Source organism: Roseomonas genomospecies 6 (assembly GCF_008365375.1).
Lineage (GTDB): Bacteria > Pseudomonadota > Alphaproteobacteria > Azospirillales > Azospirillaceae > Azospirillum.
In genome coordinates, this window is sequence record NZ_QOKW01000011.1 from 109173 (window position 1) to 120452 (window position 11280).

Genomic DNA, 11280 nt, shown 5'->3' on the forward strand with positions numbered 1-11280 from the left:
CCTGAAACAGCGGCCCTGGGGCTTCTGTCGCACGAATCGAACCCTGGCGCAGCAGGTTTAGCGTGCAGCGGTGGAATGCAGCGGGCTATGGGCGGGATCAGTCCGGAGCGCGCAGCCGGTAGCCGACGCCGGTCTCGGTCAGGATGTGGCGCGGTCGTTCCGGTTCCGGCTCGATCTTCTGGCGGAGCTGGCGGATGTAGATGCGCAGATACTGCACGTCCGTGTCGCCGCCCCAGACCTCCTTCAGGATGAAGCGGTGGGTCAGGACCTTGCCGGCATGGGCGATCAGAAGGCGCAACAGGTCGTATTCGCGCGGCGAAAGCTTCACCTCCGCGCCGCGGACGGTCACGATCCGCCGGACCAGATCGACGGCAAGATCGCCGCCGCGGAACAGCGGGCGCTCCCCCTGCTGCTGCAGGCGGTGGCGCAGGGCGGCGCGGATGCGGGCCAGAAGCTCGTCCATGCCGAAGGGCTTGGTGACGTAGTCGTCGGCGCCGAGGTCCAGCGCCTCCACCTTGCCCGCCTCGTCGGTGCGGCTGGACAGCACGATGATCGGGGCGGCCACGCCGTCGGCGCGCAGGCGGCGGATCACCTCCAGCCCGCCGACGCCGGGCAGGCCGAGGTCGAGCACCAGAAGGTCCGGCGGGCGCCGCCGCACCTCCTCCAGCGCCGCCGCGCCGTCCTCCGCTTCGGTGATGTCGTAGCCCTGGGCGGTCAGGGTGGTGCGCAGGAAGCGGCGGATCGGCGGCTCGTCGTCCACGACCAGGACGCGCAACGGCAGGGATTCGGACCTCATGGCGTCCCCTCCTCTTCCTCAAGACCCGGCAGAGCGGCGGCGGCGGGCATGGTCAGGGTGAAGACGGCGCCGGGGCGGTCCTTGCGGTTGCCGGCGGCGATGCGGCCCCCCATCGCCTCGACGAAGCCGCGGCAGATGGCCAGCCCCAGCCCGGTCCCGGCGCGCTGCCGGTCCTGCGCCTGGACGCGGTAGAACGTGTCGAAGATCCGCTCCACATCCGCCGGGGGGATGCCCTCGCCCTCGTCCAGCACCTCGATGCGCACCTGTCCATCCTCCCGGAATGCCCTGACCTGGATGAGCGAGCCCGTGGGCGCGTATTTGGCCGCGTTGTCCAGCAGATTGAAGAGAACCTGCTCGAACAGCACCTCGTCCACCTCCAGCATCGGCAGGTCGGCGGTCAGATTCACATCCACCCTGTGTCCGGCCAGGATGCGCCCCGCCCGCTCCAGCGCGCTGCCCACCGTCTCGGCCAGATCGACCGGGCCGGTGCGGGGGCGGATCGCGCCGGATTCCAGGCGGGTCATGTCCAGCAGGTTGGCGATGAAGCGGTTCAGCCGCTCCGCCTCCTCCTGGATGGTGGTGGCAAGGTCGCGGCGCGACGCCTCGTCCATGCCCGCGCCGTAGGCGGTCAGGCTGGTCGCCGACCCCAGGATGGAGGCCAGCGGCGTGCGCAGGTCGTGGGAGATGGAGGTGAGAAGGGCCGAGCGCAGCCGTTCCGTCTCGGCGGCCAGACGGGCGCGGTCCACATCCTCCGCCAGCGTGACCCGCTCGATGGCGAGTGCCGCCTGATCGGTGAGCGCGTCGAGCAGCCGGCGCTGGTCGGGGGTCAGCAGGGCGCCGGGCTTGCCGGTGCGGGCGGTGTCGGTGTCGATGCCGACCACCCCGACCGGGCCGCGCCCGGTGCGCAGGGGAAGGAACAGCCACTTGGCGCCGGGCAGCGTGTCCGACCCGCGTCCAGCGGGCCGGTTGTTCTCCCAGGCCCAGACGGCGGCGGCGAGGTCGGCCTCCCGCAGCTCGTCCTCCGGAGGGTAGCCGGCGCGGACGGATACCGTATCCCTGTCGGGCAGCAGCAGGACCACATGCACCTTCAGCATCGCCGCGATCTGGTGGGCGGTGGCCCACAGCAGGTCGTCCATGGTGATCACGCCGGCCAGCTTGCGGCTGAAGCTGTAAAGATCCTCGGTCGTCTTGGCGCGCAGCCGGGCGGTGACGGCCTGGGCGCGCACGCGGGCGGTCAGGTTGCTGGCGATCACCGCGACCACCGCGAAGAAGAACAGCGCGACGATGTTCTCCGGATCGGCGATGGAGAGGGTGTAGAGCGGGTTCAGGAAGAAATAGTTGAAGGCCAGGATGCTGGCGACGCAGGCGTAGAGCGACGGCCCCAGCCCGCCGGTCACGGCGCTGGCCAGCACCGCCGTCAGGAACACCAGCCCGATGTTGCCGACGTCCAGGATCAGATGCAGGAGGTGCCCAAGCCCCAGCGCCAGGGTGACGTAGCCGGTGGCGGCGGCGTAGGGCCACCAGGACAAGGCGGGCCGCCTGGGTGCGGCGGTCCGCACCGTCTTCGGCGGGATCGGATCGGCGGTGCTGCCGGCGATGACGTGGACGCTGATGTCCCCGGCCCGGCGGATCAGCCGGAAGGCGACGGAGCCGCGCAGCAGCTCCGCCCAGGGGCCGCGGTGGGATTTGGCGATGACGATGTGGGCGACGTTGTTGGCCCGCGCGTAGTCCACCACCGTGTCGGACACATCGCCGCCGGGGATGGTGACGGCCTCGCCACCCAGCTTCTCGACCAGCCGCAGCGCGTCGGCGATGCGGTCCCGTTCGGCCTCGGTCAGGCGCAGGCTGTGCGGAGTCTCCACATGCAGTGCGGTCCAATGGGCGCGCAGCCGGTCCGCCTGACGGCGCGCGTAGCGGACGACGGCGGCGCAGGCCGGGTCCTCGTTCACGCAGACCAGCAGCCGTTCCCCCGCCGCCCAGGGACCGGCGATGGCGTGGGCCTGCATGTGGGTGAGAAGCTGCTCGTCCACCCGCTGGGCGGTGCGGCGCAGCGCCAGTTCGCGGAGCGCCGTCAGGTTGCCGGGGGAGAAGTAATGGCGGATGGCGCGCTCGGCGGTGCGCGGGACGTAGACCTTGCCGTCCTTCAGCCGCTGGATCAGGTCGTCGGGCGTGATGTCGATGACCTCGATGTCGTCGGCGCGGTCGAGGATGGAGTCCGGCACCGTCTCGCGCACACGGACGCGGGTGATCCGGGCGACGACGTCGTTCAGGCTCTCCACATGCTGGATGTTCATCGTCGTGTAGACGTCGATCCCGGCGGCGAGGATCTCCTCCACATCGAGGTAGCGCTTGGCGTGGCGGCTGCCGGGGGCGTTGCTGTGGGCCAGCTCGTCCACCAGCACGATGGCGGGGCAGCGGGCCAGGATGGCGTCGAGGTCCATCTCGTCGAGCAGGCGGCCCCGGTGCTCGACCTCGCGCCGGGGGACGATCTCCAGCCCGGCGAGCAGCGCCTCGGTCTCCCGCCGGCCATGGGTCTCGACCACGCCGGCCACCACGTCCACCCCGTCGCGCCGCTTGGCCTGGGCGGTCAGCAGCATTTCGTAGGTCTTGCCGACTCCCGGCGCGGCGCCCAGGAACAGCTTCAGCCGCCCGCGCCCTTCCCGCGCCGCTTCGCGCAGAAGCGCCTCGGGAGAAGGCCGGGTGAGGGCGACGGGGCGGTCGTTCGGCATGCGGCGGGTGGCTTTCGGAACGGATCGGCCATCGGCATTCAGCTAATGCTTCGCCGCGGCGGCGTCGAGAGGGCGGTGCGTGTTCGCCGCGGTGTCCGGAAACTTTCTCCGCGAGGAAGGGTTGGACGGACGGAGCGCCGCAGCCGGGCGCCGGAGGATGGGAGGAGAGAACGGATGAAGCTGGACGGGTCCTGCCACTGCGGCGCGGTGCGTTTCTCGGTGGACGCCTATGCGCCGGTCCCCTATCTGCGCTGCTACTGCTCCATCTGCCGCAAGACGGCGGGCGGGGGCGGCTACGCCATCAATCTGGGGGCGAAGGCCGACACGCTGACCGTGACCGGGGCGGAGCACGTCACCGTCTTCCACGCCCGCATCGACGGGCAGGAAAGCCCCGGGGAGCGGCGCTTCTGCTCCCGCTGCGGCTCCGCCCTGTGGGTCAGCGACCCGCGCTGGCCGGAACTGGTGCACCCCTTCGCCAGCGCCATCGACACGCCCCTGCCGGAGGCGCCGGCCCACGTCCACATGATGCTGAGGTCCAAGGCGAACTGGGTGCCGGTCCAGGCCGGGCCGGGGGACGAGCGGAGCGACGACTATCCCCCGGAATCGCTGGAGGACTGGCACCGGGCGCATGGGCTGCTGGACGGCGGGACCTGATCCCGCCGCCCAGGAGCACGCCTTCAGGCCGCTACGCCTTCAGCTTGTAGCCCGTCCGGAAGATCCACCAGACCGCGACCAGGCAGACCGCCAGGAACAGGGCGGTCATGGCGAGGCTGATCCCGACCGGCACGTCGGCCTGCCCGTAGAAGCTCCAGCGGAAGCCGCTGACCAGATAGACGACCGGGTTGAACAGCGTGATCTTCTGCCACAGCGGCGGCAGCATGCTGATCGAATAGAAGCTGCCGCCCAGGAAGGCCAGCGGCGTGATGATGAGGATCGGCACGATCTGCAGCTTCTCCCAGCCGTCCGCCCAGACGCCCAGGATGAAGCCCAGCAGGCTGAAGGTGACCGAGGTCAGCACCAGGAAGGCGACCATCCAGACCGGGTGCTGGATTGAATAATCCACGAACAGCCGTGCCGTCAGCAGGATCAGCACGCCCAGGATGATCGACTTGGTGGCCGCCGCCCCGACATAGCCGACCACCGTCTCGAAGGCGGAGATCGGGGCCGACAGCACCTCGTAGATCGTGCCGGAATAGCGCGGCATGTAGATGCCGAAGGAGGCGTTGGACACGCTTTCCGTCAGCACGGACATCATCACGAGGCCGGGCACCAAAAAGGCGCCGTAGGTCACCCCGTCCACCGCCGTGAAGCGCCCGCCGATGGCCGCCCCGAAGACGATGAAATAGAGCGAGGTGGAGATGACCGGCGCCGCGATGCTCTGGAACAGCGTGCGCCAGGTGCGGGCCAGCTCGAACAGGTAGATGGCCTTGATCGCATGAAGGTTGATGGGGGATGTCATGCCCGCTCCTTCACGAGGCTGACGAAGATCTCCTCCAGGGAGCTTTCCTCGGTGTGGAGGTTCGTGAAGTCGATGCCGTGGTCGCCCAGCTTGCGCAGAAGCCCGGCGATTCCGGTGTGCTCCTCCTGGGTATCGAAGCTGTAGACCAGTTCCCGCCCGTCGCCGGACAGGGTCAGGGGATAGCCGGCCAGCTCCGGCGGGATGGACTCCAGCGGGTTCTGGAGCTGAAGGGTCAGCAGCCGCTTGCCCAGCTTGCGCATCAGCGCCGCCTTGTCCTCCACCAGGACGATGCGGCCGTTGGAGATGACGCCGATGCTGTCGGCCATCTCCTCCGCCTCCTCGATGTAGTGGGTGGTCAGGATGATGGTCACGCCGCTGTCGCGCAGGCGCCCGATCATCTCCCACATGCCGCGGCGAAGCTCCACGTCCACCCCGGCGGTCGGCTCGTCCAGGAAGAGGATGCGCGGCTCGTGCGACAGGGCCTTGGCGATCATCACGCGGCGCTTCATGCCGCCGGACAGCGCCATGACCTTGCTGTCCTTCTTGTTCCAGAGGGACAGGTCCTTCAGCACCTTCTCGATGTGGGCGGGGTCGGGCGGCTTGCCGAACAGCCCGCGGCTGAAGCTGACGGTGGCCCAGACGCTCTCGAACGCCTCGGTCGTCAGTTCCTGTGGGACGAGGCCGATCAGAGAGCGCGCGGCGCGCCAGTCGCGCACGATGTCGTGCCCGTCCACCGTCACGCTGCCGCCGGTCGCGCGGACGATGCCGCAGATGATGCTGATGAGCGTCGTCTTGCCCGCCCCGTTCGGCCCCAGCAGGGCGAAGATCTCGCCGCGGCGGATGTCGAGATCGACCCCTTTCAGCGCCTGGAAGCCGGTGGCGTAGGTCTTTTCCAGCCCACGCACCTGAATGATCGGCTGCATGTCTCCCCTCTGCCTGTCGGTCGGCCCGTTCCGGGCGGGCGTCACCTTAACGGCGGGACGGCCCGCGGTCACCGGGCATTCGGCGCGGTGCAACCATTCCGGATAAGAGGAGCCCGGCTTTGGGAGTCCCGATTTGGTGGAGTGAAAGGTCTGCCCACAAATGATTCCGGGACATCGGCGCTGACGATCCCCATATTATGTAAAAAGCACTGAAGAGGACGAGCCCTCATGCCAAAAGATGTTGTGCTCGGCGATGTCGCCGTTTGGGAAAGCTCCATCACCACATGGCTGCGCTCCAACGCAGCCGAGGACCCGGCGCACGATGTCGACCATCTTCTTCGCGTCTGGCGCACCGCCAAGGCCCTGGCCGCGGCGGAGGCCGAACGGGACGGCGGACCGCCGCCGGACATGCTGGTCGTGCTGGCGGCAGCCTTGCTGCACGACATCGTGAACGTTCCGAAGGACCACCCGGACCGCAGCCGCGCCTCCCGCCTGTCGGCGGACCGGGCCGAGGAGGTTCTGCGCGGCATGGGCTTTCCGGACGCGCTGATCCCCGCCACCCGCCACGCCATCGAGGCGCACAGCTATTCCGCCGGCATCCAGCCGCTGACCATCGAGGCGAAGCTGGTCCAGGACGCCGACCGGTTGGAAAGCCTGGGGGCCATCGGCATCGCGCGCTGCTTCGCCACCTCCGGCCTGATGAAGCGGGCGCTGTTCCACGGCGAGGACCCGTTGGCCGAGGGGCGCCCGCTGGACGACCTTCAGTACGCGCTGGATCACTTCAAGGCGAAGCTGCTGCTGCTTCCCAACACCATGCAGACCCCGGCGGGCCGGGAGCGCGCGCGGGAGCGGGCGGCCTTCCTGCTGTCCTTCCAGGTGCAGCTTCTGGCGGAGATCGCCGGGGACGCCTGACGGCCCCCACTTGCGGGCAGACGGACCGGCGGGCAGGCGGACCGGACGACAACATTCGCCCCGCCTGGGCGGGAGTGCGCTACCATACCCGAATTGAGGGCATCGCCAGGGCGGTGCGGCTCACGCGGACCGGGCTGCGGCAATCGCGGCGCGGCGCCGAGCGTTGGGCAGAATGGGCGTTGGGCAGAATGGGAAAAGCAGGGTCGTGTCGGAGATGAACAAGAACAGCCACCGCAACGGACCCTCCGGGCCGGATATGCGAAAACTGTCGGATGCCCTGGCCTTGGCCCGAAAAGGCGACTTGGAGCGTGCCGTTGCGCTGTTCGAAGCGGCGACCAAGGGCATCGCATTGCCCCCTCAGATCGCGGGTTTCGGGCGTGATCTCTACGCCGCGGTCGGGAACGAGGCCTTCAAGAACCAGCGTTACGACGATGCCCTGCAGGCGTTCGAGACGGCGCGCCGCCACGATCCCGATCACCCCGGAATTCTGCTCAACATCGGGAACACCCTGTTCCGGATGGGAGCCTTCGAGCGCGCCGCCGGCACGCTCGAACAGGTCCGGCTCCTTCAGCCCGGAAACCCGGACACGCTGCTCAGCCTCTCGGCGGCGCTGTTTCAATTAGGGCGCCTCGAGGGGGCGGAGCGCCTGGCGCGCCAGGCGGCTGCGGTGGCGCCGAACGCCCCGGCGGTGTGGTTCAATCTGGGAACCGCTCTCAAAGGACAGAACAGGCTGGACGCGGCGTCCCGGATCTACAGCCGTGCGCTGACCATCGCGCCGCAGCATCCGACCGCGAAGGTCGGGCTCATCCAGACGAAGCAGCAATCCTGCGACTGGTCCTCCTTTGAGGAAGACGCCGAAGAGCTGGAAGCCATCGCGTCGCAGGGTGTGCCGGTGCAGGCGGCCATGATGCTGTCCCACCGCGTGTCCCCGGCGTCGCTTCTGGCGGCGGCGCGGGCGCACGCGCAGACGATCCGGCCGAAACCGGTGCGGCTCAAGGCGAAGCCCCGCCGGACGGATATCGCCACGATCGCCTATCTGTCGAACGACTTCCGCCAGCATCCGGTCGCGCAACTGCTGGCGGAGGTGCTGGCGCTTCACGACCGGTCACGCTTCCGCGTGATCGCCTACAGCTACGGCCCGGACGAGGACGGCGTCGAGCGCCGACGGGTCCGCGAAGGCGTCGACCGGTTCGTGGACATCGAGTCCTCGACCGTGGAGGCGGCGGCCGAGACGATCCGGCGGGACGGCGTGGACATCCTGATCGACCTGAAGGGCTACACCGGACATCCGCGACCGCACATCCTCGCCGCCCGCCCGGCACCGGTGCAGGTCCAGTTCCTGGGCTATCCCGGCACCATGGGCGCGCCCTGGATCGACTACATCGTCGCCGATCCCGTCTCCCTGCCGCCGGAACTGGAGAGCGGCTTCACGGAGGCGGTCGCGCGGATGCCGCGATGCTTCATGCCGCGGGACCGCCGTTACGACGTGCCGCCACCGCCGCCGCGTTCGGCCTGCGGGCTTCCGGCGGATGCGTTCGTGCTGGCCTGCTTCAACAACAGCTACAAGATCACGCCCGAGATCTGGGGCGTCTGGATGGCGTTGCTGCACCAAATCCCCGACGCCGTGCTGTGGCTCGCCCGAACGGCGTCGGAGGCCGAGCGGAATCTGCGCCGGTCCGCGCGATCGGCGGGCGTCGGCGCGGATCGTCTGGTCTTCGCGTCCTGGGCTCCGAGCCTGAGCGATCATCTGTCCCGGCTACAGAACGCCGATCTGATGCTGGACACCTTGCATTACGGCGCCCATACGACGGCGAGCGACGCGCTGTGGGTCGGGCTTCCGCTGGTGACGTGCCTGGGGCCGACGTTGCAATCGCGTGTGGCGGCGAACTTGCTCCACACCGCGGGCATCCCCGAATTCGCGACGGATTCCCTGACGCGTTACGAAAGCACGGTTCTTCATTGGTCGAACAACCGTGATCAACTCAGAACCTTGACGGCAAATCTGCGCGCCGGGCGTGACGGCAGCCCGTTGTTCGACATGGACGCCTACACGCGCTCGCTGGATCGGGCGTTTCTGACGATGCTGGAGCGCCAGCGCCAGGGGAAACCCCCGGCGTCCTTCACGGTTGCCGGGTAGAGGGCGGCGCGGTTTCAGGGCAAACCGGTCTCCCGTTCCGGATGGCCGAAACGAAAAAGGACCGCTCCGGAGGAGTCGGTCCTTTTTTCTGGCCCGGATGGTGGGGCCGTCGCGTCGGGGGCCGGATGGCCCTGGTGCCGCTCATTCGCGCATCAGCGTCGGCAGGTCGAGCGCCGAGGTGTTCGTGGTCGGAGCGTAGGTGGCGGACGACACGGCCTGGTATACGATATACAGCGGGGTGGCCGAGAACCAGGCGCCGGCGAATTCCGTAACAGCCTTGGCGACCTGCGACAGAAGGCCTTCGTGATGGCTGTGATGGGCGGAAGCGTAAGCCATGATGTGTCTCCTCTTTTCTGGTGGGGTTATGATGCCGTGGTATACCCGATACCAGAAGCGTAAACACCGCAGGGCAGGAAGGCGGAAAAATTACAGCCACCTCAAGCGTTTAGAGTAAAAACAGTCGGCATCGCGAACCAATGGACGGACGCCCCGGCATGGCCCCCACGCATCAATGCGTATGCATTTGCGCGTGGATCACGTATTCTCAGCAACATTGCCCCCTGGGATAACCTGGAGTGCCGCGTCCGTGCCGGCGTATGAGTGGCCGCAGATCGTCCGCGCCTTGAGAAGCCTGCACGGTCTGACCTGCGCGCAGTTCGCCGTCATGCTGGCCACCACCGAGGAGGCCGTCACCCGCTGGGAGGCGGGCGCCGCCCTGCCCGACCCGCGGGAGCAGGCGTTGCTGCGCGACGTGCTGACGGGCCATTTCCGGCATCACCCCACCTTTCTCGGGCTGAAGGCTATGGTGCGGACCATGGGGGAGATGACCACCCTCTACACGCCCGGGCTGATCGCCCAGGCCGTATCGCCGCCGCTGGCCTGTTGGATCGAGAAGCACCGGTTCGACATCGTCGGTTCCTCCCTGCTGCCCCGCATCGACGGGATGACCGCGGAAATGATGGAGCGCTACGCCCTGCCCATGCTGGACGGGACGAGCGACGTCCTGTCGGTGACCTACAACGACCGGGCCGTGGCCTTCCGCAACGCCGTCATCAACCGCCGGCTGAGCGTCGTGCCGGTCGACGGCGTGCGCGTTCTGGTGCTGGTGGACCGGGTGCTCTACCGGGACGACGGTCAGGGCATGCCGGACCTGGACCTGCGCATGCTGACCGCCGACGACCTCGCGGACGACTGATACGGTTCGGCGAAAGGTCCGGCTTGCCTCCTGCGCTGTTGTCTGCTCCATGGAGCGGGTACGGTGGGGAGCCAGGGCTTTGAGCACGGGACTGATTGCGCTGTTGGATGACGTGGCCGGGCTGGCGAAGGTCGCCGCGGCCTCCCTCGACGATGCCGCCGGGCAGGCGGCCCGGGCGGGGGCCAAGGCCGCTGGGGTGGTGGTGGACGACGCCGCGGTGACTCCGCGCTACGTGGTCGGCTTCACCGCCGACCGGGAGTTGCCGATCATCGGCAGGATCGCGCTGGGTTCGCTGAAGAACAAGCTGGTCTTCCTGCTGCCGGCGGCGCTGGCGCTCAGCCTCGTGGCGCCCTGGGCGATCACGCCGCTGTTGATGCTGGGCGGCGCCTTCCTCTGCTACGAGGGGGCGGAGAAGGTGTGGGAGGCCCTGTGGCCCCACGGCGGGCATCACGGCACCGGCGGTGTGGAGGCCATCGGGCAGGACGCCGCCCAGTTCGAGCAGGAAAAGGTCAGCAGCGCCATCAAGACGGACCTGATCCTGTCGGCGGAGATCATGGCCATCGTCCTGTCCACGGTGGCCGCCGAGACCTCCTCCTTCTGGATGCAGGCCGCCGTCCTCGCCATCGTCGGGGTGGGCATCACGGTGATGGTCTATGGCGCGGTGGCGCTGATCGTGAAGGCGGACGACGCGGGTTTGTCGCTGGCGCAAAACGGGCGTCCGGTGGCCAGCCTTCTGGGGGTGCGCCGCCCCTCCTCCGCCGAGCCGGGCGGGGCCGACCGGGCGCTCGCCCCGGTGACGCAGGCGATCGGGCGCGGGCTGGTCAAGGGGATGCCGGTGTTCCTGAAGCTTCTGGCCGTGGTCGGAACCGCCGCGATGCTGTGGGTCGGCGGCGGCATCGTCGTCCACGGGCTGGAGGGCTTCGGCGTGACGGCGGTCGGGCACGCGATCCATGGGGTTGCGGTGGCCGCCGGGCACGCCGTTCCGGCGGCGGGAGCGGCGGTGGAATGGCTGGTGGGTGCTGCGGGATCGGGCCTGTTCGGGCTGCTGCTGGGCGCCCTGCTGATCCCGCTGGTGCACAAGGTGATCGAGCCGGCCTGGGGCATGGTGTCCGGAAAGTAACGCGGCCCG

The 11280-nt window shown here is 68.9% G+C and carries 10 protein-coding genes; 5 read left to right on the forward strand and 5 right to left on the reverse strand.

The window, feature by feature from the left end; translation table 11 throughout:
* Positions 1–97: 97 nt before the first annotated feature.
* Positions 98–796, reverse strand: a complete 699-nt coding sequence (locus DS843_RS15540; RefSeq protein WP_149469803.1) for a response regulator — start codon at positions 794–796, stop codon at positions 98–100.
* Entirely contained in the window at positions 793–3525 is a 2733-nt protein-coding gene (locus DS843_RS15545) for a sensor histidine kinase (RefSeq protein ID WP_149469804.1), read from the reverse strand. Before DS843_RS15545 ends, DS843_RS15540 begins: the two co-directional genes overlap by 4 nt.
* A gap of 174 nt (positions 3526–3699) precedes the next feature.
* On the opposite strand from DS843_RS15545, the gene DS843_RS15550 reads away from it, so the two are divergent.
* Positions 3700–4179, forward strand: a complete 480-nt coding sequence (locus tag DS843_RS15550; RefSeq protein WP_149469805.1) for a GFA family protein — start codon at positions 3700–3702, stop codon at positions 4177–4179.
* 31 nt (positions 4180–4210) lie between these two features.
* Here the strand turns inward: DS843_RS15550 and DS843_RS15555 are convergent, their stop codons facing one another.
* A complete protein-coding gene (locus DS843_RS15555; protein ID WP_208852250.1) occupies positions 4211–4984 on the reverse strand; it encodes an ABC transporter permease in 774 nt (257 codons plus the stop codon).
* Positions 4981–5907, reverse strand: coding sequence for an ABC transporter ATP-binding protein (locus DS843_RS15560; protein ID WP_149469806.1), 927 nt, complete (start codon positions 5905–5907; stop codon positions 4981–4983). Before DS843_RS15560 ends, DS843_RS15555 begins: the two co-directional genes overlap by 4 nt.
* 228 nt (positions 5908–6135) lie before the next feature.
* Here DS843_RS15560 and DS843_RS15565 point away from each other — a divergent pair, with 228 nt between their 5' ends.
* Both DS843_RS15565 and DS843_RS15570 read left to right on the forward strand, forming a co-directional pair.
* On the forward strand, positions 6136–6819 hold the full coding sequence (locus DS843_RS15565; protein ID WP_149469807.1) for an HD domain-containing protein: 684 nt from the start codon (positions 6136–6138) through the stop codon (positions 6817–6819).
* Positions 6820–7120: 301 nt separating this feature from the next.
* Positions 7121–8956, forward strand: a complete 1836-nt coding sequence (locus DS843_RS15570; protein ID WP_286192122.1) for an O-linked N-acetylglucosamine transferase, SPINDLY family protein — start codon at positions 7121–7123, stop codon at positions 8954–8956.
* 141 nt (positions 8957–9097) lie between these two features.
* On the opposite strand, the gene DS843_RS15575 is transcribed toward DS843_RS15570, so the two are convergent.
* Entirely contained in the window at positions 9098–9292 is a 195-nt protein-coding gene (locus tag DS843_RS15575) for a hypothetical protein (protein WP_149469808.1), read from the reverse strand.
* Positions 9293–9542: 250 nt separating this feature from the next.
* On the opposite strand from DS843_RS15575, the gene DS843_RS15580 reads away from it, so the two are divergent.
* Complete coding sequence (locus tag DS843_RS15580; RefSeq protein WP_149469809.1) at positions 9543–10151, forward strand: helix-turn-helix domain-containing protein; 609 nt, start codon at positions 9543–9545, stop codon at positions 10149–10151.
* A gap of 79 nt (positions 10152–10230) precedes the next feature.
* Entirely contained in the window at positions 10231–11271 is a 1041-nt protein-coding gene (locus DS843_RS15585; protein ID WP_149469810.1) for a DUF808 domain-containing protein, read from the forward strand.
* Positions 11272–11280 lie beyond the last annotated feature (9 nt).

Excerpts from the sequence above, each read along its gene's own strand:
- DS843_RS15545 (WP_149469804.1), bottom strand. The coding sequence starts at position 3,525 with ATGCCGAACGACCGCCCCGTCGCCCTCACCCGGCCTTCTCCCGAGGCG.
- DS843_RS15555 (WP_208852250.1), bottom strand. The coding sequence starts at position 4,984 with ATGACATCCCCCATCAACCTTCATGCGATCAAGGCCATCTACCTGTTC.
- DS843_RS15565 (WP_149469807.1), top strand. The coding sequence starts at position 6,136 with ATGCCAAAAGATGTTGTGCTCGGCGATGTCGCCGTTTGGGAAAGCTCC.
- DS843_RS15575 (WP_149469808.1), bottom strand. The coding sequence starts at position 9,292 with ATGGCTTACGCTTCCGCCCATCACAGCCATCACGAAGGCCTTCTGTCG.
- DS843_RS15560 (WP_149469806.1), bottom strand. The coding sequence starts at position 5,907 with ATGCAGCCGATCATTCAGGTGCGTGGGCTGGAAAAGACCTACGCCACC.
- DS843_RS15540 (WP_149469803.1), bottom strand. The coding sequence starts at position 796 with ATGAGGTCCGAATCCCTGCCGTTGCGCGTCCTGGTCGTGGACGACGAG.
- DS843_RS15550 (WP_149469805.1), top strand. The coding sequence starts at position 3,700 with ATGAAGCTGGACGGGTCCTGCCACTGCGGCGCGGTGCGTTTCTCGGTG.